This is a genomic window from Brevundimonas sp. KH_058, from assembly GCF_057838505.1.
Window position 1 is genome coordinate 88,697 of record NZ_CM174469.1, and the last position, 24,922, is coordinate 113,618.

Consider the following 24,922-nt stretch of genomic DNA (forward strand, 5'->3'; position numbering starts at 1 on the left):
GTACGTCCTGATGGATTTGGGGGCAAATCATGCGGTGCAGGGGTTCCATTCACGCCTATCTGGCGGCAGCCGTTCTGACCTCGATGTCGGCGGCTCCGGCCATTGCGGTCGCGCAGACCCGCACGTTTTCGGTGCCTGCCGCTCCCGCACAGATCGGGATCGGTATTTTCGCCGGCCAGGCCGATACGCAGGTTCTGATCAGCGAAGATGACGCTCGCGGCATCACCACCCGAGCCGTTTCCGGCGACCTGACCGTCGATCAAGCCTTGACGGCCCTGCTTGATGGCACCCCCCTCGACTGGCGCAAGACCGCCCCGAACAGCTATTCGATCGTCGATAGAGAGTATGTCGAGGCTGGCGCCTTGCCCGACATCATCGTGCAGGGCACGCGAAACTGGACCCTGAACACCGGCATTAGACGCAGCGCCGACGACAGCCAACCCTTCGTCGTCATCGATGGCGAGGCCATCCGGCGCTCCGGCGCCCCCGACCTCGAAACCTTCCTGCGCAATCAGTTGAGCGTCAACGCCTCTCCAGGAACCTCGGATCAGGCCGATTCCGGCTCACGCAACACCAGCAGCATCAATCTGCGTGGCCTGGGTTCGCGCGAAACCCTGATCCTGGTGGACGGGCGGCGGTTGGCGGGCACGACGAGCAGCGACGGAAGCCTGGGCCAGACCAGCATCGTCGGCATCCCCCTGGCCGGGATCGAGCGAATTGAAGTGCTCGCATCCTCGGCGTCCGGCATCTACGGCAACGGCGCCACCGGCGGGGTGATCAACATCATTCTTCGTCGCGACTACCGCGGCGCCGAGGTATCCACGACCTACAGCAACACCTTCAAGGGCGGCCGGGCCGGCAAGCGTTTCGACGCCACGGGCGGCCTGTCGCTCGAAGACGGGCGAACCAACATAACGTTCACGGGCAACTGGACTCAGACCGATCCCCTCTTCTATCGGGACCGCGAAGACCTGGTCCTCGCCAGCCGTCGGCAGGGCCTGGCGAACAATCCCGATTTTTATCGCTTCGCCGCCCCGCTGGGTACGACGCCGAATATTCGTTCCCTGGACTTCTCGCCTCTTCAGTTGGACCCGATCTACGGTGGCGCGACGCTGGGATCCTTCCGCACCTTCGTCCCGGCCGGTTTCCGAGGCGTGGCCACGGACGGCGTCGCGCCTCTGGTCGCCGGCATCGACGGCTATTCCTTGGGGCTTGCAGAGAATGCGGCTCCTGGGGGCGGAGATCGCGAGATGCTGTATGGCATCGATCAGATGGCGGCTTCCATCGCCGGCCGACGCGAGTTCACCTCGTGGCTCAGGGTCTATGCGGAAGCGGCCTGGACCCGTTCCGAAAGCCTCGCGCGAACGAACTCGGTGCCCCTGAACATAAATCTGGCGGCTGACGCACCCAATAATCCGTTCACGCAAGACATCCAGGTCACGGTGCCCTTCATCGGGGCCAACTACGAGTCCAACAAGTCCATCGCCGAAACCTACAGAGGCGTCCTGGGCGCGATTGTGAAACTGCCGGGTGACTGGCAGGCCGTGCTCGACTTCTCTCGTGGCCGCAACAAAACCTCTAGCGACCCCTCTCCCGCCAACATCGACCAAAGCAGCCTGATCCAGTTCCAGAACGGCAGTCAGGACATTCTTCGCGATGTGCGGCTGCCACCCGCTTTCAACTACGTCTACCAGCCGGTGCCCTACAGCTATAACAACGGTCAGACTCGTAACGACATCACCACCACGTCGCTGCAACTGGCCGGCCCGGTGCCGGTGAGCTTGCCCGGCGGCAAACCCACTGTGACCCTGCGCCTCGAACGGACGAGCCAGGACCAGGCCGCGAATTATGCCGCGCAGAACACCCAGAACTTCTCGGTCGTCAACTACTCGCCGCGCGGCCATCAGCAAGTCGACGCCGTCTATGGCGAAATCAATCTGCCGATTTTCGGCGAGGGCCGCACGCTTCCCCTGATTGAGGAACTGCTGCTCACCGTTTCCGCGCGTTACGAGCGCTACAGCGAGACCGGGTCGCCCGCCTTCCAGTGTTTCGTTACGGAGGGCCCCCTACCTTCGCTGAACCTGCCCTCGCTTTGCACTGCCCCCATTGTCGAGGCCACGACCGAACAGTCCAGTATCAATCCCAGCTACAGCGTCCGCTGGCGTCCGGTCGCAGGGGTCACCCTGCGGGCCTCCTATGCGACGGGCTATCTGACGCCCAAGCTGACGGATCTGGTCAAGGTTCCGCAGGAACGCCTCTACACCACGGCCCTGGATTCTCTTCGCGGCAACGAGGTGATCGGCATCGAGGACATCGACTTCCCAGGCAACTTCTATGTGCCGGGTTTCCGTGGAGGCAACACTGACGTCAAACCCGAGACATCTAAAACCTTGACGGCCGGGGCGATCTTCACGCCGGCCTTCGTTCCGGGTCTTCGAGTTTCGGTCGATTGGACGCGGATCACCAAGCGCGACAACTACTTCGATCCCAGCCAGCTGCTGTTCCCCGGCTTCACCCCCGGAGGTCAGGCCGCCTTCGACTCCTTCCTGACGCGTTACCCGGATCGCGTCACCCGCGCTGCGCCGTCCGATGGCTTTGCGGTCGGCCGCATCACCAGCATCGACGCGTCGATCGCAAACCTGGTGGGTTCGGAGAGCGAGTCCATCGACTTCGTAGCCAGCTACACGCGCAGTCTGTTCGGTGGCGATCTGAACTTTGACGCCAGCGCCACCTACGTCAGCAAGCTTGAGCTTCAGGAAGTGCCGCAAGGGCCCACCATCGATTACGCGGGTGTGATCAGCGACGACTTCCTGGGCCTGAGGGCCGGGTTCGGAACGATGAAGTGGAAAGGGGCTGCACGTGTGCAATGGACAGGCGAGAAGATCAGCCTTGCCTGGCAGGCGCGGTACTTCGACTCCTATTTCGTCAACGCAGACCGCAGCGTGTCGCTGAACCAGGGCTCGGCCACCATCGGCAGCCAGATTTATCACGATTTGTCGGGCTCCTATATCTTCGGACACGGCGTCACCTTGCGCGCCGGAGTGAACAATGTCTTCAACATGCGACCGCCGGTCGACAGCGTCTTTGCATCGCGAATCTACAGCACCTTCGGTGATCCGCGGTTGGCGAACTACTATCTTACCCTCGTGAAGAGCTTCTGATGGTCGATGCTGGCGAGCCCCCTGTCCGGTCGTTCGGTCCTATTGGCCGGACGACAGGGCTGAGGATCGACGGAACCTCCAGCAGATACGGGCCCAGGATTGACCTGCGGAAAGACAGGTGGCGCTGTCATGGCCGCGTCGGATAAGAATGGGGCGTCATCCCTCTTGGGACCGGGAGATTTGGTTGGTGTGAACCGGCAAGCGCCGACGACTGAGACGTCCCGCAACCGCCTCGCTGGCTGGGTGGCAAGGGAAGTCATGCCCCACGAGCCGGCGGTGCGGGCGTGGTTACGGCAACGTGGCCGAACACCCGAGGACATAGACGACCTCATTCAGGAGGCCTACGCCAAGCTGTCCAGCCTCACCGCGCTCGAAGCGGTCGCCCGCCCCGGCGGTTACTTCTTCCAGATTGTCCGCAACCTGTTGATCGACCATATTCGACGCTCCAAGGTCGTGCGCATCGACGCCGTCGGTGAAATCGGCGACCTGCCCGGCCATGCCGACGATCTGAACCCGGAACGGATCACCTCCGACAGAAACGAACTGGCCCAGGTGCTCGCGCTCATAGAGACCCTGCCGCCGCGCTGCCGCGAGATCTTCAAGATGCGCAAGATCGAAGGCCTCTCCCAGAGGGAGATCGCACAGCGGCTGAATGTGACAGAAAGCGTCGTCGAGAATGACGCAGTGAAGGGATTGGCCTTGCTGGTTCGGGCAATGGCGACCAGATCGCCTCATTTTGACGGAGGTCGACCGTGAGCGCGCGCGAAACTGCCGATCAGATCGGCGAAGATGCGGCCCGTTGGGTCATGCGGATCGACCGTGAAGGCCACACGCCGCAGGTCGAGCAGGAGTTGAAGGTCTGGGTGTCGCAAGATCCCCGACGCGCCGGCGCCCTGCTGATGGCCGAAGCCTCGTGGGGCATGCTGGACGATCTCGGACAGCCTCAACACCAGACGGACCACAAGCGTGGCGCCGGGCGACCCACGCTGACGCGCCGGACGCTCTGGACGGGGGCAGGCGGCGCGATCGCCGCCTCTCTCGGCGCCGCGAGCCTGTTTATTCTGCTAAATCAGGGACAGGTCTACGTCACAGAAGTGGGCGAAATCCGTCGGGTGCCGCTAGCTGACCGATCGACCATGGCGGTCAATACGGCCAGCCAGATCAAGGTCGAATACTCGGATGCGCGCCGCGCCGTCGTCGTGGACTCCGGCGAGGCCTGGTTCCAGGTCGCCAAGGACAAGACCCGCCCCTTCGTCGTCTCGGCAGGCGATGTTCACGTTGAAGCGGTCGGCACGGCGTTCTCGGTGAGGCGACGCGAGGCGGGCGCGGATGTGATGGTGACCGAGGGCGTGGTTCAGGTCTGGGTGGGCGATTCACGCGCAAACGCCGTCTTCGTCACGGCCGGCTCTGCGATCTACGCCGCGAACACGGCCCTGATCCGCCTGGAGCCCGAGATGCCGGCGCCCACGATAGAACGAAAGCTGGCCTGGAGAAGCGGCCGCCTAGATCTTCAAGGCGAAACCCTGCAGGCCGCCGTCGACGAGTTCAACCGCTACAACGCCACTCCCATCGTGGTGACCGATCCGGCCCTGGCGCAGGAGCGGCTGTATGGGGTGTTTCGTCTCGACGATGCGTCCGGCTTCGCCCAGACGGCGGCCGTGACGCTCGACGCCACCATCAGCGTCGACGGCAATCGCATTCTTCTGACGCGGCCCGATTAGGGCCTAACGCCGTGACCGGAAAAAACAACCGCACTCCATCAATGCCACTCACGAAGGATTGGACCGCACGCGCTCGGAGGGCGAGGCGAGGGCTCGGTCAGGGCGGCTTTGGGCCTTCAGTCACCCTTCCGTGACGCAGACCCCGCAGTGGCGCTGTGGTGCTCATGTGGGTGCCGTACCCAAAATGCAGCGGCGCCTTGTAGGCGCCGAGCAACCGAAGAGCCATGCAGAAGACGACGCCACCCACGAACAGGCTGACTCCTATGGCGATGAGCGTATCGAGCACCGGCCGCGGCTTCAGCGGTCGTTTCGGGCCGCCCCTCCGTCGTTTGCCGTAGCGGCCTTCTCGCCAATGAATGCTCCGGCCACGCACAATGAAGCGTGCCGGCCATGCGTCAGGGCCTGGCGTCGGGCGCGGGCGTGTCCTCATGACGCGCGAGGAGGATTCTCATGCGGATGATTTCGGCTTCCTGAGCCACGATGATCTCATCGGCCAAATTGCGCACGTCTCGGGCTTCGCCATACGCGACGGCGATTTTGGCCATCGCAAGCGCACCCTCGTGGTGGGCGATCATGCCTCGAAGGAAGTCGATGTCGGCGTCGCCCGTGTAATCGATGCTCATGGCCTGGTGCATCTGCGCGCTGGCCTCGCGATAGGCGCGGGTCGAAGCGTTGTCGGTCGGCGCGACGACGTGGCTCGCCTCGGTGTCGATCGGACGGGCTTCGACGGGCGGACCCGCCGATGGGGCTTGGCGGGTCTGGCGCGAGATCATGCCGAAGGCGAAGGCCGAAACGACGAGAAAGACGGCGATGACGGAGATCCATCCGAAACGCTTCATGCCGATGTCCTCGGAAGATCCGGCGAGACGACGGGGCCGGCCGAGATTGCGGTTGGAAAGGTTGGCCGGCTACGGTCGCGGTAGCCGAGCAGACGCAGGGCGTTAAACACCACCAATAGTGTGGACCCCTCGTGGAGCGCCACCGCCGGACCTATGCCGAGGCCAAGGATGGTCGCCGGCACCAGAAAGGCGACGACGCCCAGGCTGACGTAGAGATTCTGAAGAATGATCCGGCGGGTTTGTCGACTGAGGCCGACGGTGAAGGGCAGCTGCGACAGATCGTCGGACATCAGGGCGACGTCGGCGGTTTCAAGCGCGACGTCGGACCCCGCCGCGCCCATCGCGATGCCGACGGTCGCGGTGGCCATGGCCGGCGCGTCGTTCACCCCGTCGCCCACCATGGCGATCTTGCCGTCTGCAAGGAGGCGTTTGATGGCGTCGACCTTGTCTTCCGGCATGAGGTCGCCCCAGGCTTCCGTCAAGCCGACCTGTCCGGCGATGGCCTGGGCGGCCTTTTGGTTGTCGCCCGAGATCATGATCATCCGCCCCACGCCGAGGGCGCGAAGAGCCGTTAGCGTCGACCGTGCCGCCGCGCGAGGCGTATCGAGAAGCCCGATGACGCCGAGATCCCGCGTGCCGCGTCGCACGACCATCAGGGTCCGTCCCTGGAGTCGCAGCAGCGTCACGACAGAGGTCGCTTCGTCGCCGAGGGGCGCCACGCCGTCGACGCCGAACATCTCCGGCTTCCCGATCCAGATCGTCTCGCCGCCCAACTGAGCGGTCACGCCCTTGCCCGTCAAACTCTTTACGTCGCTCGCGACCGGGATCGCGATATCGCCCAACCGTTCGACGCCGTCGCGCACGATGGCCTCCGCCAGCGGGTGGTCGCTGAGCCTTTCGACCGCTATGGCGGCCGCCAGAAGATCGGCTTCCTTCGTCCCACGCACGGTCATGATCTCGGTGATGCGTGGGCGACCCTCCGTCAGAGTGCCGGTCTTGTCGAAGGCGATCGCGTTGAGCGAGCCGAGGTTTTCCAGAGGTGCCCCCCCCTTGATCAGAACCCCCGCGCGGGCCGCACGGGCGACGCCGGAGAGAACAGCGCTCGGTGTGGCGATCGCCAGCGCGCAGGGACTTGCCGCGACCAGAACCGCCATCGCCCTGTAGAAGCTGTCGCGGAACGGTTCATCGATGACGACCCAGGCGAACAGCAATACGAAGGCCAGAATCAGGATCACGGGCACGAAGATGCGCTCGAACCTGTCCGTGAAGCGCTGGGTCGGAGACTTCTGCGTCTCGGCTTCGCTCACCATACGGACCACCTTGGCCAGGGTGGTGTCGCTCGATTTGCGGGTGGTCTCGATCTCGATGGCGCCCGAGCCATTGATGGTGCCCGCGAAAACGAGAGACGCCGATCCGACCTGGGCCGGTCGCTCGCGCGCCGCAACAGGGTCTGCGACCGGCTGCTTGTCGACCGGCATGCTTTCGCCGGTGACGGGGGCCTGGTTGATGCTCGTGGTTCCGACCACGAGGAAGCCGTCGGCGGGCAGTCGTTCGTTCGGACGCACCACTACGGTATCGCCCACCACCAGCTCTTCGACAGGCAGTTCGACGACCTGCCCATCACGTCGTACATGAGCGGTTCGCGGAGCCAACTCGGCCAAGGCCTCGATCGCGCGCTTGGCGCGGCCCATGGCGTAATGTTCGAGCGCGTGGCCGATGCTGAACAGAAACAGCAAGAGCGCGCCTTCGGCCCAGGCCCCGAGCGCCGCCGCGCCAGCGGCGGCGACCAGCATCAGGGTGTCGATCTCGAAACGCTTCTGACGGAGGTTCTCATAGGCCTCCCGCACCGTGAAGAAGCCCCCGAAGATATACGCAGCCACGAACAGGGCGATGGGGATCCAGCCGGGAAGCCCTTCCACCAGTTTTTCGAGGGCGAAGCCGACGCCCAGGGTGAAGCCGCTGCTCAGGGCGAAGATCAGTTCGGTATTGGAGCCCAGAATGCCGCCGTGATCGTGGTCGTGATCGTGATCGTCGGACGCGCCTTCGGCATGGTCCGGTCGTGTCGTGCTGGTCATGAACAGAGTTCCGGCTTGGGGGCGGCCCTTGCGGGTCGGCTGTTGCAGTCGATCTCGGCGACCGACATGATCGAAAGAGCGGGATCGCGTCGTGGCTTGCGAAGGCGCGCCCTGCAAGTCGGCCTCGGCGTCATTCGCTCGGACGTCGTCATCCCGGCTCTCCCGACCTCAAGGCAGCGGCACAACGGCGCCGAAGCCGCCGAGTCGCTGAAGTTGTTCGAGCGCTCCGAACAGCGGAACCGCCAGGAGAAAGAAGAAGCCGTCACACACCGTGCGAACGAAGAAGACGGGCCGGACGAGGACTTCGGCTTCGTCTCGCCACAACGAGGGCTTGGGCAGGAACCGTGGAGTGCGCTCGCGATAGTTCTGATATTGGCTCCCGAAAGCATCCGTCAGGAAGCGTTCCTCGCGACCGACCACGATCCGAAAGACCACCCAGCAGGCGAACGCGAAAATCAGGCCGATGCTGAAGCTGCCCGATTGGGCGCCGATGCCGAACGCGCCGATGAAACTGAAGACGTACAGCGGATTGCGGCTGACCGAATACGGCCCTGCAGACACGATTTCCTGCTTTTTTCGACCGCCGATGTAGAGCGAACACCATGCCCGGCCGACGATGCAGACCAGGATGGCGATCAGACCCAACTGCTCGACAGGATGTTCGAGCACGGGCAAGGGTGCGACGAGCGTCGTGCAACCGACGAGCAGCAGACCGCCGACGAGAATGCCCGCCTTGCGCCACCTTTGGACGGATTGGATGTCGATCGTCGACCGTTGATCACTGTCAAGTTGAAGGGTCGCAGGAGTATCCACATTCACGTCCTGCCGCGCATCGGCAGGGACGCTATTGGATGGATCGTAGGGTATCATGTCGGCTCACCTGCGTCTGGAAGGTTTCTGGCCGCGTCGCGCAGGATATCGATGCCGCCCTTCACCGCGATGGCGGCGACGAGCACGCCGACAATCAGGTCAGGCCAGGCTTGATTGAGCCAGAGCACCAGCCCCCCGGCGACGAGGATGCCGCCGTTGGACGCGAAGTCGTTGAAGCTGAAGGTTTCAGCCGCCCTCATATTGATGTCGCCGCTCTTCTGGCGACGGATCAGTTGCAGGCAGATGAGGTTGATGACGGCTGCAACCAAGGCGAGAACGATCATGGTTGGGCCGATAGGTTCGGTTCCGACAAGGAAACGGCGACCGGCGTCCAAAAGGACGCCGGCGCCGAATATAAGCAGCATGACGCCGGAGAAACGCGCGGCCCCGCGTTTCCATGAAGCCGCACGGCCGACCGCAAAGAAGCTGATCAGATAGACTGCGGCGTCCGAGGCGTTGTCTACGGCGTTGGCCAGCAAGGCGCTGGAGTCGGCGGACCAGCCGCCGACCCCGAGCGCAACCGCGAGGCCTGCATTGAGCGCCAGAACCGTCAGCAGCGTACGCTGCTGCTGACGGTCGTCCTGATTGCGAGCAATCAATCTTCGATCCCTTCATCCTTGCGGTGACGGACTGCCTTGGCTGCAAAGGTCGGAAGGACCAGCAGGGTCAGGGCGGTTGCGGTCAGCAGCCCGCCGATCACCACGGTCGCCAGAGGCTTCTGCACCTCGGCGCCGGCGCCCTGGGCCAAGGCCATCGGGATGAAGCCGACGATGGCGACCATGGCGGTGGTCAGGACAGCCCGCAGACGACTGGACGCCCCGTCGATCGCGGCGTCACGCGGAGTCTGACCCAGTTGCAACCGCTCGCGAATGGCCTGCATCAGGACCAGACCGTTCAGTGTCGCCACCCCCGAGACGGCGATGAAGCCGACGGCGGCGGACACCGAGAAGGGCATGCCCCTCAGCAACAGGGCAAGCGCGCCACCGATCAAGGCCAGCGGGACACAGGCGAAGACCAGACCGGCCTCCGCGAACGATCCCAAGGCCATGAACAACAGCACCCCGATCAGGATGAAGACGATCGGAATGACCAGACCCAGTCGCTGCTCTGCGCGCTTCAGGTTCTCGAACTGCCCGCCCCAGGTCAGGCGAACGCCTGGCGGAAGCTGGATCTGATCGACCTTCGTCTGGGCATCCGTGACGAAACCGCCCAGATCGCGTCCCCGGACATTGGACTGGACCACCATCCGGCGACTGCCGTCGTTGCGGCTGATCTGGTTCGGACCTTCCGCGCTCTGGATACTCGCTACCGAGGACAGGGGCACGGTCACCCCTGTCGCGGTCACGATCGGCAGGGCCGCCAGGGCCGCCGGATCGTTACGCGCGCCGTCGGGAAGTCGGACGACGACATAGAACCTGCGATCCCCTTCGAAAATACGACCTGCCTGGGCGCCGCCGATCGCCGCCGAGACGGCTTCGGAGACGTCGGCCGCGGACAGGCCGTAGTTGGCCGCCGCGAACCGGTCGACGCTGATGGTCAAGGTCGGCAGGCCAGAAGCCTGTTCGACCCGGACGTCGGCGGAACCTGTCGTCTGGCGCAGGGCGCCGGCGACCTGATCTGCAACTCGCTGCATGGTGGCGAAGTCATCGCCATAGACCATAACGGCAAGGTCAGTACGCACGCCGGAGATCAGTTCGTTGAAGCGAAGTTCGATCGGCTGGCTGAACTCGAAGTTGTTACCGATCTGTTTGGAAGCCTCGGCTTCGAAACGTGCGATCAAATCTTCTTTGTTAAGCTTGGGATCCGGCCAGTCCTTGCGATCCTTCAGAACGATCACGCTGTCGGAGATGTTGGGCGGCATGGGGTCGACGGCGGCCTGTGCGGTGCCGGTCCGCGAGAACATGGTCTCCACTTCGGGCTGGGCGGTAATCACCCTTTCGAGGGTCATCTGCATCGCCAGAGATTGCTCCAGCGAGGCGGAAGGCACGCGAAGCGCCTGCATGGCGACGTCGCCTTCGTCCAGCGTCGGAATAAACTCCCGGCCAAGGGTCGTGAAGACCACACCACCGACGACCAGGGCGCCCAGCGCAGAGACCAGCACAATCATGGGACGATCCACGGCTGCGCGGATGGCGGGCTGGATCCAGCGGCGCGCAAAGCGAAGCAAGAACGTCTCATGTTCGTGGGCGTGGCCTTGCTCATCGACCTCGACCGTCTTGGGGTCACGCACCAGCAGCGCCGTCATCGCCGGCACGAAGGTGAAGGAGAAGATGAAGGCGCCGACCAGGGCCAGCATCACCGTTGCGCCCATCGGCACGAAGGTCTTGCCTTCGACACCTTCCAGCATAAGCAGCGGCGTGAAGACCAGCAGGATGATCAGCTGACCGAAGGCGGCCGGTTTGACCATCTGCCGCGCCGCCTGCATGGCGACGCCGAGCCGTTCGTGCCGGGTCAGCATCCGGCCCGCTTCCGCTCGACGCTGACTGAGCATCAGCAGGGTGTTTTCGACCACGACGACCGCCCCATCGACCATCAGGCCGAAGTCCAGGGCCCCCAGGCTCATCAGGTTTCCGCTGATCCCGAACCGGTTCATGCCGATGACGGCGAACAGGAAGCTGATGGGGATCATCAAGGCGGTAATGGTCGCCGCCCGGATATTGCCCAGCAGCAGGAACAGCACGACGATGACCAGCAGTGCGCCCTCGATAAGGTTGCGCGCCACGGTGGAGATGGTCGAGTTGACCAGGGCGCTACGGTCAAGGACCGTCACCGCCTCGATACTTGCGGGCAGAGACTTGCGAACCTCTTCAAGGCGTTCGCCCGCAGCCTGCGCAACAGTCCGGCTGTTGCCGCCGGCGATCATCAGGGCCGTGCCGAGAACAGCCTCGTGGCCGTCACGGCTGGCGCCGCCGAGACGCGGCGCCTGACCGATCTCGACAGTGGCCACGTCGGCGACGCGAACCACCAGCCCGTTTCGGTTTACGACGGGCGCCTGGGCCAGATCCTCGATGGTCGAGGCCAGGGCGTCGGTGCGGACCGTCAGCGCTTCGCCGGCGCGCTGGACATAGCCCGCACCAGCCTGGATGTTGGCTCGGTCGAGCGCCTGGATCAGATCGCTCATGCCCAGGCCGTAACTCGCCAGTCGAGCCGTATCGGGCCTGACGGCATACTCCTTCACATAACCGCCGACCGTGTCCACGCCGGCCAGACCAGGGGCCGTGCGCATCTGGGGCACGACGATCCAGTCCTGCACGGTTCGCAGATAGGTCGCCCGTTTCTCAGGCGTGGTCAGCAGGTCGCCTTCCGGGGTTAGATACCCCCCGCCCGCCTGCCAACCCGGCTTGCCGGGCTTGGCCAGATTGGCGCTGTTGAAGGGTTTGTAGTCGATGGTCCACATCAGCACCTCGCCAAGGCCGGTGGTGATGGGAGCCAGTGTCGGCTCCACACCGTCCGGCATCGCTTCACGCGCACCGGCCAGACGTTCGGCGACCTGTTGGCGAGCGAAGTAGATGTTCGTCTGATCGGTGAAGATGATCGTGACCTGGCTGAACCCATTGCGGCTCAGGGATCGGGTCGTGGTCAGACCGGGAATTCCGGCCATGGCCGTCTCGATCGGATAGGTGACCTGCCGTTCGATCTGTTCCGGCGCGAGCGCGGGGGCGACCGTGGTCACCTGGACCTGGCGATTGGTGATGTCCGGCACGGCGTCGATGGGAAGCCGTGTCAGTTCGAACAGTCCGTAAGCCGCGACGAGCGCCGTGGCCAGGACGATGAACCATCGGAATTTGACCGATAGCTCGATGATGAATTTGAACATGCGTCGCGCCCCTAGTGACCGTGCTCGGCCTCGCCCTTGGCGAGTTCGGCTTTGAGGAGGAAGGCATTGGTGCCGGCGATACGCTCAGTGCCTGTCAGGCCGCGCAGGATTTCTGTCCGCCCTCCGGCTTGCCGTCCGGCGAGCACAGGGCGCGCCTGGAAGCCGTTCGGAACCTGTACGAAGACGACGGCATTGCCATCGACAGTCTGGACGGCCTCCGTCGGCACAGTCAGGCCGCCGGCGGTCTGGTCGGTGACGATTGCGCCGGTGACAGCAGAGCCGGCCGGCGGAAGAGCGCCCCCGGTCGGTCGCGCCCTTATGACGGTCGCACCGCTTTCAGCGCCGGCGCCCGCCGCGACACCCGTGACGACAGCGTCGAAATCTCCAGCCGGGCTGCCGACCCGGAGAGGTGCGCCTGCACGAACCGTGGCCGCCAGCGCCGGCGGCGCGTTGAACACCATCTCGACGCGCGCCGGGTTGGTCACCTCGGCTACGACGCCGCCTTGGGCGACGAATCCGCCCGGTCCGACCTGAACATTCGTGACGACACCCGAGATCGGGCTCGTCACGCTGAGCCGCCCGGACGCATTGGGAGCCCCCGCAGCGCTTGATCGAGCCCGTGCGGCGCGGGTGTTCGCCTCGGCGCTCAAGAGTTGAGCGCGCGAGGCTTCGACTTCCTGGCGTGAGACAACGCCCTGATCGGCGAGGTTGCTGTTGCGTTGATACACTTGCCTCGCGGCCTCTGTTCCAGCTGCAGCAGCGTCGGCATCCGCTCTGAATGTCGCTGCTTCGCCGCTCACGATGCTGGCCAGGGGCTGTCCGACCCTTACCGACTGGCCAGGAGCCACGAGCACGCGCTCGACGCGGCCTCCGACAGACGCGGCAACTGCCGCCCGTGCGTCGATCATGGGTTCGACACGTCCGGAAAGTCGGGTTTCAGCCCCCCCTCCCCGGCCGACGCCGACGACAACCAGATTTGCAGCCTGGGCCTGGGCAGCGCTGAGGGCGACGAACCCTTCAGGCGCTTCGGCTTCGGCTCCGCCCTCGGCATGTGGGGCTTCGCCTTCGGCATGGCCGGCCTCTTCGGCGGCCGGTGCAGCCTTTTCTGCTGCAGCGGCGGGAGCCGGATCGGATCGACCGAAGGCCATATAAAGACCCGCCCCTCCAAGAAGAACGAGTGCGGCGACGCCGCCGATCAGCAGGGTTTTGTTGGATGTGCGCTTGCGCATCATTGGGCTCCTTGGAAGGGGGCGCGGCCGTCCTGGCGCGCGAGTTCGATTTCAGCCCGAACCCGTGCAAGACGGGCATCGACGGCAGAGGTTCTGGCGGCGACCAGAGCCGTTCGGCTGACCCGCAGTTCGAGCTGCGAGATCCGGCCGGCTTCGAAGCCGATGCGAGACAGTCGGTAGGCTTCGTCGGCAGCGGTCACGCCCGCGTCGGATGCCGCGACACGACTTGCCGATGCCGACAGTCGAGCACGAGCCGCCGCCCTGTCAGCCTGGGCATTCTGGCGCGCAGTCAGAAACCGAGCTTCAGCAGCTCTGAAATCCGCTTGCGCCGCTTCGATGTTGCCGCGGTTGCGATCGAACAGCGGCAGCGGCAGGCTGATGCCCAATGTGAGGGCGGTCGCATCCTCGACTTCGTAACGCCGCACACCGACGCTGGCCGTGACGTCGGGACGGCTGCGGATGCGCTCTATGGCTATGCGTCGCTCGGCAGCATCGCGCTGTGCGGATGCGACCCGCACCGTGGGGGCCTCCGCCGGGGCGGGAATCGCACCGGCAGGGATCCTGTTCAGCAAGCTGGAGTCTATCGTGGTGACCGGATCCGGCAGCATGGCCACCGCCGTCAGCCGCGCGAAGGCGGCTTCCTGTTCGGCTATGGCCTCATCGCGACGGGCGCGGGCTGCGGCAGCCTCGCTTTCACCCTGAATGCCCCGCAGAAGCGGCTCTCGGCCCTCTTCAACGAGCGCCAATGCGGCGCGCGCATCCGCGACGGTGAGCGTCAGGTTTTCCTCGGCCAGCACCGCCTGTCGTTGAGCGGCCTCGGCCTCCGCATAGGTAAGGGCCAGCCGCCCTGCCGCATCGACGATGGCAAGATCGCGTTGCAGGGAGACCGTACTCGCCTCGGCGCGCGCGAGGTTTATCCGCGCCGTCCGTCGACCCCAGAGTTCGAGACTCTGGCTTAAAGACAGCGTGGTTTCGGCATTGGAGTAGCCCGAGAACGGACCGGTGCCGAAGGCGTTCGCCGATTCGAGAGCGATCGTCGGATTGGGCCTCACACGGGCCTGACGGACTCGTGCTTCGGCGGCGTCAGACAGGGCGCCGGCTTCGAGGGTGGCGGGAGTTTGATCGAGCTGTGCGAGCAGCTCGGCGAATGACGGAGCAGGGTCAGCCCAGGCGGGACTGGCCAATACGGCCGCCAATGCGGCCAGCGCGCAGCCGACCGCGAAACGCTGCGGCCTGCGATATGAGGGAGGCATGATTCATATTCCAGAGGTTTGACACGAGATCGCGCGCACGGATGCGCAGACGCCGGGTCAGACTCTGGGAGGGCGCTTCAGGCCGTCGGGCGAGATCGACGACGGAGAATCACTGGAGGGGAAGGCGTGAACCGGGCGTGCGTAGATCTGCATCGCGATGTCGTCGGCGACATCCGCGCGCGCGGTTCCGTTATGGTGGCAGTGCCCGTGGGCGCAGTATCCGTGGCCGCCTTCAAGGTCGCCTTGGTCGCTATCGCCCGTATCCTGACCGACCACAGCGTGAGCCGAGGGCGTCTCGGGAGCGCAGGTCGCGGCGTCAGCGATCTGGGCGACGAAAAACACGGCGGCGACCAAGGTCACAGCCAGAATCAGTCTTGCCCATGTCGCCATTGACGAGGTCATCACGCGCTGGATACTTTTATTCGGCCGGAGGAGCAATCTGTTACAAAGTCCGCTTGATGCGACGGTTTTACTGCTCCGCAAGCAGACCTCGCCCGGCGAGCGATCGACGCACGCCGAACAGGGGCCCTGCCTGGATCTCCGCCATGGAGTTCCGTTCGCCGAGATCCTAGGTGGACAGCTTGCGGAGGTCCCCTCCTCGGATTCCCCGCTTCGGGAGGGCCGATGAACTCCGTGATATTCTATGCGGGGATCGTGGCCAGGGCGACGCCCGTCTGGGCATATGCGGGCTAGGCGTTAGACAGTTGAAGTCTCGATAGACCTCATTTGGCGAACTCGCATTGATCACTGCCGTGGCGGGCGACACCACGTCCGCGATCGCCTTCTTCACCTCGATCAACCGCTCGCGGGCTTGGGCCAGCGTCAAGCCGGCCCTGCCGTAACGCCCGAGCGTCAAGGTCTCTCGACGACCGTTGAACCGATAGTCGTAGCGGAATGAGATTGCGCCGCCCGTCGAGACATAAACGTACATACAGCCCCTGTCGGTACTCTTGTAAGCCCTTGCTTTCAGAAGCAAATTCTTCAGGGTAGTGTGGGTAAGCACGGTATAATCGCCTCTGTCCGTCGGTCCTCGAATTCTGTCGCGCCGAGACGGTTTTTTCCTATTCATCTCAACGACTTGCTCGAAATGAATACCGACAGGGCGTAGCCCCGATGTCAGGACGGTATGAGCCAGGGTCCGCAAGATCAATGCAGCGGCGCACCGTCGGCCAGTCCAACAAAACGAAAAAGACCCTCCGAATGGCTCCGAAGGGTCTCGACAGAATTCACAATGTTGTCAGGTTGTTAGAGTCCGCCTCGAAAACAATACCGAATGCTACCGAAGGGTCGAGACTATTCCCACTCGATCGTGCGCCACCAGCATAACTAACTAATTTCCTTGGCCAAAATATTTTTTATGTTTTGAGATGCCGCTGTATGTGCCGTCAAAAAATCGAGCTGTTGATTTCATTGGCGAATTTTACCTCCTCTTGCAGACCGGCATGTCGAGATCAATCGCTGTCTTTCGGCCCATTGGTCGCATTTTCGTTACGCGATCCAGATTTGACTGGGATCCAAACACTCCAAAGAATACCGTCAAACGCACCAGTGCAGCTTCTCCGGTCGGCTGCGAGATGATGCTGTAAGACGACTCTACGGCCATAGAAGAACTGGGATTATCGCGCATCTCAGATGCGTGATAATCTAGGCAGCGCATGTCTCGGATTGATCCCGGACCGAGCCTATCCGTTACAACAAGCGCCGGTTCAGAACCCGCAACCGCATAGAAATGATGTTCGGCAGGCTCAAAGACTGGCGTCGCGTCGCCACTGGCTACGATCGATGCCCGACCGTCTTCCTGTCCGCCATCGCCATCGCGATGGCAGTGCTCTTCTGGCTATGTGCCCTGAGCCTGTACCCTGAATTAGCCGCCGTTGATGATTAGAAGAACTTGAAAGCCCAGAGGGGAATAGTGGCGCATTGCCAACTGCCGCGCGCCGTGCAACCAAAAAGCGTTTTCCAAGAGTGAGGGGCGAACAATGTCGGCACTGGCGCGGCGCCAATTCCTTCTGTCCGGCAGTGCATTGGCGGTGCTGCAATTGGCACCGGCCAGGGTGCGGGCTGCCGGAGAGACAGGCGGGGCGGATGCGGCTTCGGAGCGGGTTCTTGCCGGGGTCGCCGAAGCACTACTGGCGGAATATCCCGAGAACGCCAGCGCATTGGGATTGGATACAGGTGCGCGCGCCGCGTTGAAGTCCAACCTGACCGATCGTTCGCTCGACGGCGTACAAAAACGGGCGCAGGCAACCAGGCAGAGGCTGACGCAGCTGCAAGCGATCAACCGGGACGAGCTTGGACCGGAGGCACGCACCCACGTAGCCGTCGCTACCACTGCGCACGAGCTGGCGGCGGAGGGTTTCGCCTTTGGCATCGGTGAAATGTCGATCCTGAACGGGCTCTTGTATTACCGAAACGGTCCTTACGCGGTTGCGCAGAACGTGGGGGCCTTCGTCACGATCCCCAGCTTCTTGAACGACATCCACTCGACTGCAAATTCAGCGGACGCGGACGCCTATCTGGCGCGAATGGAGGCCTATGCCACGGCGCTGGATGGGGAGACCGAGCGACTTGCGCACGACAGGGGCGTCGGCGTGGTTGCACCCGACTTCCTGCTGGACAGGGCGCTCAGGCAGTTGCGGGCGGCCCGGGTGCAGCCGGTGCAGGACTGGGGCATAGTTGCTACGTTTGCCAGCCGAATCGCCGACATGCCCGGCGATTATGCCACGCGCGCAGCGAAGCTGGCGAGCGACCGGATCGCCCCCGCGCTGGACCGGCAGATCGCCGAGCTGGCGCGCCACCGCAGCGGCGCCACCTCTGACGCCGGGGTGTGGAAACTGCCGCGCGGCGACGCTTATTACGACTGGGCGCTGCGGGCATCGACCACCTCCTCCATGCCTGCGGAGGAGATGCACAAGCTGGGGCTCGAACAGGTAGAGGCGCTGAATGCGCAGATGGACGGCCTGTTGCGCGCGCAGGGGCTGACACAGGGCACGGTAGGCGAGCGGATGACGGCGCTGGGCAAGGATCCGCGCCATCTGTTCCCCAACACCGACGCCGGACGGGCGCAGATTCTGGACTATGTCACCGGCCGCATCACCAACATCCGTGCCCGGTTGCCGCGCGCCTTCGCCACGCTGGTGCCCGGCAAGCTTGTGGTGAAGCGAGTGCCGCCGGAAATTGAGGCTGGCGCGTCCGCCGGATCGGCGAAGGCAGGCACTGCGGACGGGAGCGTCCCGGGCACCGTTTTCATCAACCTGCGGGACACGGCGAATATCCCGCGGTTTGCGATACCGACGCTGGCCTATCACGAAGGCATCCCCGGACATGTGTGGCAAGGCGAATACAGCTACAAGCTGCCGCTGATCCGATCCCTTCTGGCATTCAACGCCTATTCTGAAGGGTATGCGCTGTATGCCGAGCAGCTGGCGGACGAGTTGGACGCCTATGCCGACGATCCGTTCGGGCAGCTGGGTTATCTGCAATCCATATCGTTTCGGGCATGCCGGGTGGTGGTGGATACCGGCCTGCATGCCAAGCGATGGACGCGTGAGCAGGCGATCCGCTGGTTCGTCGCGACCAACGGATCCAGTGTTGATTACATCACGAGCGAGGTGGACCGTTATTGTGCCTGGCCCGGGCAGGCCTGCGGCTACAAGGCAGGGCAGAACGAAATCAACCAGCTCCGTCGCAAGGCCATAGCCGAGCTGGGCGCGCGCTATGATCTGCGGCAGTTCAACGACTGGGTGGTGAAGGCAGGTGGTATGCCGATGACCGTGCTGGAGCAAATTGTGGAAGCCAAGATCGCCGAAACACGCGGCTAAAGCGGTTTTAGGCCAAATTGAGCCACCGGGATCGCCGAGGGGTATTGAGGCGTTCAACTCCGCCGTTTGCCGCCAAACACCGCCGTCTCTGCTACCCCTCACTCCCATTCGATTACTGTATGGTCCCCAGCGCATTGAATTATCGACGTAATTCCTCAAACACCGACAATTTCGCCGACTAGAAGACCGACGTATCACACTGCTATTGAAATGATTGAAGAAAAGGCGAATATAAAATTTCGGTGATGTCGGTATCTTTTGTCACCGTTTGGGACATCAGCACCGATCTCGAGAGCAATCTGCATCCGATTTGAGTCGCGGGCCCGAATCTCATCTCTTCGTAGCATGATCTGTCGAAAAGATTGTTGTGCGCCCCGTCGCAACTCCATTGATCATCGTCCGACGGCCGCCATCGAGCGCAGTTCGATTGCACCGCGACGTTGAGGTTTGGATCGGGAAGCGGCTTACGCGTCTGTCCAGACTTGGGAGTGCGAGCTATGCGCGAGCGTGGTGATCCCAATCCAAGATGAAGCCTCCGCAGGAGATTTCGGCGGGATGTTCTGGCCCTCTTTAGCTGGGGCCTCTCATTCTCCAAGGCAAACCCAAGAACGTTTGCTCGAGCGCCCCGCCAAGGTCCGTTTAACTCGTGCGCGGAGACAGCGTCGCCAATGCAGCCTCGATCCGCCCCATCTGACCCTCGTTGAGCAAGAGCTTGTCGTGCAGCCGCATGATCTCCAGCTCGGCCCGGAGGTTGACGGTGTAGTCATGCTCGGCCGCGAGGCGGTCCCGCACCGCCTGTCGCTTCTGGCTCATCATGATGACGGGAGCCTGCAGGGCGGCGACTGCCGAAAGCATCAGGTTGAGGAAGATAAAGGGATAAGGATCGAAGGCCATCGCAAAGCGGGCGAGCAAAAGGTTTAGCGCGGCCCAACCGACGAGGATCAGGCTGAATATATACCTATGAACGCCCACGAACCGCCGACATCGGCGACCGTATCCGCCAGGCGCTCCCAGAAGGTTCGATCGTCAGTCGCGAGGGTGGGGCTTGCGCCCGACGGCTCCTCGCTCACCATCAGGTCGACGACGCTCCTTTGGACCGGGCTAAGCGATGCATACGACATGCCGAGGAGGCCTTGAGAGCTCCTCCTGGCGAAGTTCAAGCTTCACGCGACATCTCCAACCAGGGACCGGGTCCGGCAGCGTGGCGACGGGCCGGATGCGTTGGGGCCGCGGTCAAGCGTACGCCATCGTGCCGGTGCGGACGAACCGCGCGTGCCATGACAGCGCCTCGTCCAGGAGCATGGGCGTCTGGAGGCCGTAGGACCCAACCTGCGCGCGCTGGAAATAGTCCGCCAGCATCGGCTGGTAGTTCGGGTGGGCGCAGTTTTCGATGACCACCCTCGCCCGCTGTTTCGGCGACAAACCGCGCAGGTCCGCCAGGCCCTGTTCGGTGACGACTACCTGGACGTCCTGGTTGATGTGATCGACGTGCGACGCATGAGGCACGATGGTCGAGATCGCGCCGCCCTTGGCCGTCGAGGCGCTCATGAAGATCGAGATGTAGGCGTTTCTGGCAAAGTCGCCGGAACCGCCAATGCCGTTCTGGATGCGCGAACCCATGATGTGGGTCGAGTTGACGTTGCCGTAGATGTCGGCCTCGATCATGCCGTTCATGGCAATGACGCCGAGCCGCCGGATCAGCTCCGGGTGATTGCTGATCTCCTGCGAGCGCAGGATGATCCGGTCGCGATACTCGCCCATGCGCCGATTGACGCTCTCGCTGAGGTCCGGACTGAGGCTGAGCGCCGTCGATGACGCCATGGCCAATTTGCCGCTGTCGAGCAGGGCCATCATCCCGTCCTGGATGACCTCGGTATAGGCGGTCAGGTTTTCGAACGGCGCATCGATCAGGCCGGTCAGGACCGCATTGGCGGTGTTGCCGACACCGGACTGGAGCGGCAGCAGCGACGGCGGCAGGCGGCCCTTCCTGACCTCATGCTCGAGGAACTCGAGCAGATGTCCCGCGATCGCCAGATCGTCGGCGCCCGGGATCGTGAACCCTGCGTTCCGGTCCGGGCGATCGGTCTCGACGATGGCGACGATCTTGTCGGGGTCGCAGCGGAAACAGGGCTCGCCGATGCGGTCGCCTGAGCGGATCAGCGGAATCGGCACGCGGTTCGGCGGCAGGGCCGCGCCATAGTAGATGTCGTGCATCCCCAGCAGTTCGGGGTTCTGCCAGCGGTTGACCTCGAGGATCACCTGACCAGCCCGATCCAGCCAGGTCTTGTTGTTGCCGACCGAGGACGCCGGGATCAGGGCTCCATCCTCGCGAATGCCTGTGACCTGAATGATCGCCGTGTCGAGCGGTCCCAGGATGCCCTGCCAGGCGGCGGGCGCCACCTGGCTAAGGTGCATGTCGAAATACTCCATCTGGCCGCGATTGATCTTGTCGCGGCAGGTGGGGTCAGAGTTGTAGGGCAGCCGAAACTCGATCCCGTCCGCCTTGGCCAGCGCCCCGTCGAGTTCCGGCCCGGTCGAGGCGCCGGTCCAGATGCGCAGCTTGAACGGCCGCCCCGCCGCGTGCTCGGCCTCGATCCGGGCGGCCAGCGCCAGTGGCACCGCCGTCGGATAGCCTGAGGCGGTGAACCCGCTCAGGCCCACCGTTGTGTTGGGCGCAATCAAGCTGGCCGCGTCTTCGGCGGACATGATTTTGGCGCGATGACCGACACTGCCGATGCGGGAGGTGTTCATGATAAGCTCTGGCTCCAGTCTTGAATGCGGCCCTGCCAGTAGGTCCAGGCGCTCTCGCCTTGGCCCCACGCAACCTCGGCTGCGAAGGGCAGCCATCGTCCCTGATGCAGTCGGTAATCGCCGAACCGGCCTCGCCACGGCATCGAAATGAAAGCGCCATCGGCGAGGAAGCCGCGATCGGGCGAGTAGACCTCGGCTATGCGACCTTCGGGGTTCAGCGCCACGGCCACTTGAGCTTCCGTAGCGCCGGATCCGGCAGCGACCCGCAGACTGCCTGTGGCGTCCACAATCCATCGGAGCTCACGGTTGGTCAAAATGGCGTCGGGCGACCAAGCAAGCTCGGCGAGATAGCGGATCACCTCGCCGCGCGTCAGAGCGCTCGAAGGACCGAGATGGGCGATCGGGAGTATCCCGAGAACGCGGACGTCCAGGCGCCCCTCTCCGTCGACAAGGGCATCCCGGATTGCGAACGAGCCGAGCGGGCCGCTGCGCGCGTTCCACTCGAATGCGCACTCGTGTTGGGAGATGGTCTGGTTCGCCGTGAAGTCCCGCCAGGCCGCAGTCGCCGATGACCGCATCCGGCCGGTCTGCGACAAATGGACGGTCGGTCCTGCTCCAAGCCGGGCCCCGAGACGGCTTGCGAGCTCTATGACCGCTTGCGGCTGTGATCTGAAGGTGTTCACAGGCGAGACCCTTCCCCAAGCATACCGACCCAACGGGCTGCCAGCAGCATCAATGCAGCCGCCAGAATGGGGCCGAAAATCACCAGGGTGTGGCGGGTTACTCGTTCCGGAAGGTAGGTGTCGGCGACATGTTCGGTGTCGCCCGCAAGGTGGTCGATGAAAGCGGTAAGCGGGCACTTCAGGCCACCCGCCGCAAAGGCGACGATTTCGATCGCGATCAGGGGGAGAAACACCCAGAGGCTGACCATCGGCCGGCCGCTTACGCCGACGTAGAGCAAGGCCAGCGTCGAGAAGGCCATCACGACATAGATGGCGGTGTGAATGCATCGGGCTGCGGCCAGCGCCGGCGACCTCGTGCTCATCAGGCGATGACCAGGGGCGGCCGACGCGCCGAATATGGCAGGGACGGACCATATCCGAACCGCATCACCAGATCCGGCCGACGGCCAGGTAACCCGATCAGAGACGCCAGCTCGGGGCGCAGGGCTGCGACTTCGACGGGCTGGTTGATGTAGGCGACCTTCAGTCCAAGCGCGGTCGCCTGGAGGGCGAAACGCTGGCTGGCGCGCCCGACGCGGGTCCAGTGATCTCGGTCCTCACGTTCGCCGACGAAGACGGCGACCCCGCCGGATGAGGCGATCTGGCTTGCGTATTTGTCATTCTCCGCCTCGGCCTTGAAGGTGGCGTCGAACAGAGCCCGTCCCAGCCAGGTCGGCAGGGGCGGGCTGCCACTCGTCACGCTGAAGAGGCCATCTCCGGTTTCGATCGCCGAGCGAGGATTGTATCGAATCCAGGACTTGAGCTCGCGGACGAAGGCAGGATCGCGAAGTTGCGCGTCGTTTCCCTGCACGACCACATCCCGGACCCGTTGGAGGGCGGAGCGATTGGTCAAAAGGATGAGATCGACGCCGGGTGTTTGAGCGGCGGCCGTGAGCCGTCTCAAGTCTGCGGCGCTCACAGATCGCCCGTCATAGTCGGCGCGGGTCGACTGTCGTCGCGGGATGGCGTCGAACAGCTCGGAGGCAGAGGGCTGACCCTGTCCATAACGATAGGTCAGCCCGCCAGGGTCGGTCTGATCCAAGACGACCTCGCCGGGTTTCCCACGCGCAGCGCCCGCCAGCGCGAGGGTCTCGGCCGCCCCCCCGAGGCTGACGAACAGATGATGGTCGTCGGGATCGACCACGGGCGTGCGCTTCGAGCGGTCCGGCAGGACGTCGATCCGGCTGTCGCCCAGGCGGAAGCGCCAGGGTTGAGCGTTGTGCCCGTTGGGAGCCAGGGTGGCGTAGCGCAGGAGAGCGACCAGGTCGGGCTGGACCGGCAAAGCCGAACGCGTCGCCGCAACCGCTCCCTCATAATCCGACAGATTTCCCATACGGTAAGAGGCCCACCCGGCGGCCCCCGCCCCTGCCGCAAGGGTCAGACCTCCGCCCATCATCATCGCTCGCCGGTTCATCAGGCGAACGGCTCGACGACTTCAGGGGTATCGGCGACAAGGGAATGATTTCGCTCGAGGCCGAAGGTGCGGCCGTCCCCGTCAGGCGTCACGATGGATACCCACCCACCTATCTCGAAAAGGCCGGAGACCAGCTGGTAGGCGTTTTCAGCCGGGGCGTTGTCCGGCTCCAGATCGAAGATCCAAGGGCCCTCGGGGTTCTGGCGCAGGTGACCGCTGGCCACGGTCGCGTCCCTGACAAAACGACTGCCTCGGCGCCGCGCCGCATCTGCCCGGCAGGCGTCAAGGTCCAGCCGACCGTGATCGTCCAGAGCGACGACAATATCCCAGCCTGTGCGCGGATCCCCGTGAGGGTGACCCGGTTCCCGAGCCAGTTCGAGACGAAGTTGAGTGAAGAGGGACATGAGTTGTCCTGCTAGTGGCTGACGATCAGACTGACAGGACTGTTCGCCATGAGCCCGTGGGTCACGCCGCCCATGACCCATTCACGCATCCGGGCATGGCCGTAGCCGCCGGCGACGACCAGGCCGGCGCAGAGATCCTCGGCGAAACCGATAATCTGCTCTGACCTCGCCGATCCGTCGCCCTGAAGGGCCTGGGCGCTGGCGACGATGCCGTGGCTGCTAAGGTAATCCGCCACATCTGTCGTCCGCAAGGCAGCCCCGTCGAGCAGGGCTTCGGGTGCAATCTCGACAACATGCACCCGCGACGCCGCCTTCAGCATGGGCAGCGCGCACTGAACAGCGCGCCGAGCTTCGCGACTGTCGGTCCAGGCGACGACGGCGGGCTCGCCGAGAGGCCCACGTGCAGGGTACGGCGGCACGATGAGCAGAGGTCGTCCCGCGATCATCAGCAGGTCGGCCGGATCGATGGCATGGGGAGACAAGGCGTCGGGGTCGCGCCGGCCCATGACGATGACGTCCGCAGCCCGCAAGGCATGGCTGACCACATCGCCCGGAAAGCCGGTTTGACCGCGCCATTCGAAACGGCAGGAATGAGCATCCGCGCCCTTCCAGAAAGCAATTTCCGCGTTCTTTACGTCAACGATTGCAATGTCCTGGAAGAGGGTCGCCATTTCGCCCAGCATCGCTCCGCCTGTGTAGACGTCCGGTGTCGGGGATCCCGCCGCGCTACCCACAATGCCCAAAACTCGCCCGCCGAAATGGGTGGCGATCTCGACGGCAAGAGCCAGCCTGGCTTCCCCGATCACATCGTCGTCCACGTAGACCATCACATTCGCATACGTCAT

Annotated in this window: 20 protein-coding genes and 1 pseudogene; 5 read left to right on the forward strand and 16 right to left on the reverse strand. The window is 64.0% G+C overall.

From position 1 onward, the window contains the following. The first annotated feature begins 29 nt into the window (after positions 1 to 29). The 3 genes from AC3ISA_RS00470 to AC3ISA_RS00480 all read left to right on the forward strand — a co-directional run bounded on the left by AC3ISA_RS00470 (position 30) and on the right by AC3ISA_RS00480 (position 4,882). Positions 30 to 3,161 (forward strand): TonB-dependent receptor, encoded by a 3,132-nt coding sequence (locus AC3ISA_RS00470; protein WP_372694335.1) that lies wholly within the window; start codon positions 30 to 32, stop codon positions 3,159 to 3,161. A gap of 129 nt (positions 3,162 to 3,290) precedes the next feature. Next, complete coding sequence (locus AC3ISA_RS00475) at positions 3,291 to 3,917, forward strand: RNA polymerase sigma factor (protein ID WP_489178850.1); 627 nt, start codon at positions 3,291 to 3,293, stop codon at positions 3,915 to 3,917. Beyond that, positions 3,914 to 4,882, forward strand: a complete 969-nt coding sequence (locus AC3ISA_RS00480) for a FecR family protein (protein ID WP_489178851.1) — start codon at positions 3,914 to 3,916, stop codon at positions 4,880 to 4,882. The genes AC3ISA_RS00475 and AC3ISA_RS00480 overlap by 4 nt, the downstream gene beginning before the upstream one ends. Positions 4,883 to 5,277: 395 nt before the next feature. Here AC3ISA_RS00480 and copM read toward each other — a convergent pair whose 3' ends face one another. The 9 genes from copM to AC3ISA_RS00525 form a co-directional block, all read right to left on the reverse strand. Next, a complete protein-coding gene (copM, locus tag AC3ISA_RS00485) occupies positions 5,278 to 5,721 on the reverse strand; it encodes a CopM family metallochaperone (protein ID WP_489178852.1) in 444 nt (147 codons plus the stop codon). Then, positions 5,718 to 7,796 (reverse strand): heavy metal translocating P-type ATPase, encoded by a 2,079-nt coding sequence (locus AC3ISA_RS00490; protein ID WP_489178853.1) that lies wholly within the window; start codon positions 7,794 to 7,796, stop codon positions 5,718 to 5,720. The genes copM and AC3ISA_RS00490 overlap by 4 nt, the downstream gene beginning before the upstream one ends. Positions 7,797 to 7,964: 168 nt before the next feature. Beyond that, the gene (locus AC3ISA_RS00495) at positions 7,965 to 8,666 is read right to left on the reverse strand and encodes a methyltransferase family protein (RefSeq protein ID WP_372694325.1); all 702 of its coding nucleotides are present in this window, start codon (positions 8,664 to 8,666) and stop codon (positions 7,965 to 7,967) included. Then, positions 8,663 to 9,265: a cation efflux transmembrane domain-containing protein gene (locus AC3ISA_RS00500; RefSeq protein ID WP_489178854.1), complete on the reverse strand. Its 603-nt coding sequence runs from the start codon at positions 9,263 to 9,265 to the stop codon at positions 8,663 to 8,665. The genes AC3ISA_RS00495 and AC3ISA_RS00500 overlap by 4 nt, the downstream gene beginning before the upstream one ends. Beyond that, positions 9,262 to 12,483 carry an efflux RND transporter permease subunit gene (locus AC3ISA_RS00505; protein ID WP_489178855.1) on the reverse strand — a complete coding sequence of 1,074 codons (3,222 nt, stop codon included), beginning with the start codon at positions 12,481 to 12,483 and terminating at the stop codon, positions 9,262 to 9,264. The genes AC3ISA_RS00500 and AC3ISA_RS00505 overlap by 4 nt, the downstream gene beginning before the upstream one ends. An 11-nt stretch (positions 12,484 to 12,494) precedes the next feature. Beyond that, positions 12,495 to 13,712, reverse strand: coding sequence for an efflux RND transporter periplasmic adaptor subunit (locus AC3ISA_RS00510; protein WP_372694319.1), 1,218 nt, complete (start codon positions 13,710 to 13,712; stop codon positions 12,495 to 12,497). Then, positions 13,712 to 14,965, reverse strand: a complete 1,254-nt coding sequence (locus tag AC3ISA_RS00515) for a TolC family protein (RefSeq protein ID WP_489178856.1) — start codon at positions 14,963 to 14,965, stop codon at positions 13,712 to 13,714. The genes AC3ISA_RS00510 and AC3ISA_RS00515 overlap by 1 nt, the downstream gene beginning before the upstream one ends. Before the next feature lie 57 nt (positions 14,966 to 15,022). Then, on the reverse strand, positions 15,023 to 15,325 hold the full coding sequence (locus tag AC3ISA_RS00520) for a hypothetical protein (RefSeq protein ID WP_489178857.1): 303 nt from the start codon (positions 15,323 to 15,325) through the stop codon (positions 15,023 to 15,025). Positions 15,326 to 15,533: 208 nt separating this feature from the next. Continuing rightward, positions 15,534 to 16,034, reverse strand: coding sequence for an Arm DNA-binding domain-containing protein (locus AC3ISA_RS00525; RefSeq protein WP_489178858.1), 501 nt, complete (start codon positions 16,032 to 16,034; stop codon positions 15,534 to 15,536). A 615-nt stretch (positions 16,035 to 16,649) separates the two neighbouring features. Here AC3ISA_RS00525 and AC3ISA_RS00530 point away from each other — a divergent pair. Together AC3ISA_RS00530 and AC3ISA_RS00535 are read left to right on the forward strand one after the other, a co-directional pair. Further along, positions 16,650 to 16,850, forward strand: a pseudogene (locus AC3ISA_RS00530) (transposase); the annotation flags it as partial. A gap of 94 nt (positions 16,851 to 16,944) precedes the next feature. Beyond that, a complete protein-coding gene (locus AC3ISA_RS00535) occupies positions 16,945 to 18,786 on the forward strand; it encodes a DUF885 domain-containing protein (protein WP_489178859.1) in 1,842 nt (613 codons plus the stop codon). Positions 18,787 to 19,425: 639 nt separating this feature from the next. On the opposite strand, the gene AC3ISA_RS00540 is transcribed toward AC3ISA_RS00535, so the two are convergent. The 7 genes from AC3ISA_RS00540 to AC3ISA_RS00570 all read right to left on the reverse strand — a co-directional run bounded on the left by AC3ISA_RS00540 (position 19,426) and on the right by AC3ISA_RS00570 (position 24,922). Then, on the reverse strand, positions 19,426 to 19,758 hold the full coding sequence (locus AC3ISA_RS00540) for a DUF1003 domain-containing protein (RefSeq protein WP_489178860.1): 333 nt from the start codon (positions 19,756 to 19,758) through the stop codon (positions 19,426 to 19,428). Positions 19,759 to 20,019: 261 nt separating this feature from the next. Then, positions 20,020 to 21,537 carry a succinyl-CoA:acetate CoA-transferase ScpC gene (scpC, locus tag AC3ISA_RS00545; protein ID WP_489178861.1) on the reverse strand — a complete coding sequence of 506 codons (1,518 nt, stop codon included), beginning with the start codon at positions 21,535 to 21,537 and terminating at the stop codon, positions 20,020 to 20,022. Next, the gene (locus tag AC3ISA_RS00550; RefSeq protein WP_489178862.1) at positions 21,534 to 22,133 is read right to left on the reverse strand and encodes a DUF6544 family protein; all 600 of its coding nucleotides are present in this window, start codon (positions 22,131 to 22,133) and stop codon (positions 21,534 to 21,536) included. The genes scpC and AC3ISA_RS00550 overlap by 4 nt, the downstream gene beginning before the upstream one ends. An 83-nt stretch (positions 22,134 to 22,216) precedes the next feature. Beyond that, positions 22,217 to 22,582, reverse strand: coding sequence for a hypothetical protein (locus AC3ISA_RS00555; RefSeq protein WP_489178863.1), 366 nt, complete (start codon positions 22,580 to 22,582; stop codon positions 22,217 to 22,219). Beyond that, the gene (locus AC3ISA_RS00560; RefSeq protein ID WP_489178864.1) at positions 22,582 to 23,673 is read right to left on the reverse strand and encodes an Acg family FMN-binding oxidoreductase; all 1,092 of its coding nucleotides are present in this window, start codon (positions 23,671 to 23,673) and stop codon (positions 22,582 to 22,584) included. Before AC3ISA_RS00560 ends, AC3ISA_RS00555 begins: the two co-directional genes overlap by 1 nt. Then, positions 23,673 to 23,897, reverse strand: coding sequence for a hypothetical protein (locus tag AC3ISA_RS00565; RefSeq protein WP_489178865.1), 225 nt, complete (start codon positions 23,895 to 23,897; stop codon positions 23,673 to 23,675). The genes AC3ISA_RS00560 and AC3ISA_RS00565 overlap by 1 nt, the downstream gene beginning before the upstream one ends. Positions 23,898 to 24,088: 191 nt before the next feature. Continuing rightward, on the reverse strand, positions 24,089 to 24,922 hold the full coding sequence (locus tag AC3ISA_RS00570; protein ID WP_489178866.1) for a universal stress protein: 834 nt from the start codon (positions 24,920 to 24,922) through the stop codon (positions 24,089 to 24,091).

Excerpts from the sequence above, each read along its gene's own strand:
- AC3ISA_RS00475 (WP_489178850.1), top strand. The coding sequence starts at position 3,291 with ATGGCCGCGTCGGATAAGAATGGGGCGTCATCCCTCTTGGGACCGGGA.
- AC3ISA_RS00515 (WP_489178856.1), bottom strand. The coding sequence starts at position 14,965 with ATGCCTCCCTCATATCGCAGGCCGCAGCGTTTCGCGGTCGGCTGCGCG.
- AC3ISA_RS00510 (WP_372694319.1), bottom strand. The coding sequence starts at position 13,712 with ATGCGCAAGCGCACATCCAACAAAACCCTGCTGATCGGCGGCGTCGCC.
- AC3ISA_RS00505 (WP_489178855.1), bottom strand. The coding sequence starts at position 12,483 with ATGTTCAAATTCATCATCGAGCTATCGGTCAAATTCCGATGGTTCATC.
- AC3ISA_RS00555 (WP_489178863.1), bottom strand. The coding sequence starts at position 22,582 with ATGAGCACGAGGTCGCCGGCGCTGGCCGCAGCCCGATGCATTCACACC.
- AC3ISA_RS00535 (WP_489178859.1), top strand. The coding sequence starts at position 16,945 with ATGTCGGCACTGGCGCGGCGCCAATTCCTTCTGTCCGGCAGTGCATTG.
- copM (WP_489178852.1), bottom strand. The coding sequence starts at position 5,721 with ATGAAGCGTTTCGGATGGATCTCCGTCATCGCCGTCTTTCTCGTCGTT.
- AC3ISA_RS00560 (WP_489178864.1), bottom strand. The coding sequence starts at position 23,673 with ATGAACCGGCGAGCGATGATGATGGGCGGAGGTCTGACCCTTGCGGCA.
- AC3ISA_RS00495 (WP_372694325.1), bottom strand. The coding sequence starts at position 8,666 with ATGATACCCTACGATCCATCCAATAGCGTCCCTGCCGATGCGCGGCAG.
- AC3ISA_RS00525 (WP_489178858.1), bottom strand. The coding sequence starts at position 16,034 with ATGAATAGGAAAAAACCGTCTCGGCGCGACAGAATTCGAGGACCGACG.
- AC3ISA_RS00470 (WP_372694335.1), top strand. The coding sequence starts at position 30 with ATGCGGTGCAGGGGTTCCATTCACGCCTATCTGGCGGCAGCCGTTCTG.
- scpC (WP_489178861.1), bottom strand. The coding sequence starts at position 21,537 with ATGAACACCTCCCGCATCGGCAGTGTCGGTCATCGCGCCAAAATCATG.
- AC3ISA_RS00490 (WP_489178853.1), bottom strand. The coding sequence starts at position 7,796 with ATGACCAGCACGACACGACCGGACCATGCCGAAGGCGCGTCCGACGAT.
- AC3ISA_RS00570 (WP_489178866.1), bottom strand. The coding sequence starts at position 24,922 with ATGACGTATGCGAATGTGATGGTCTACGTGGACGACGATGTGATCGGG.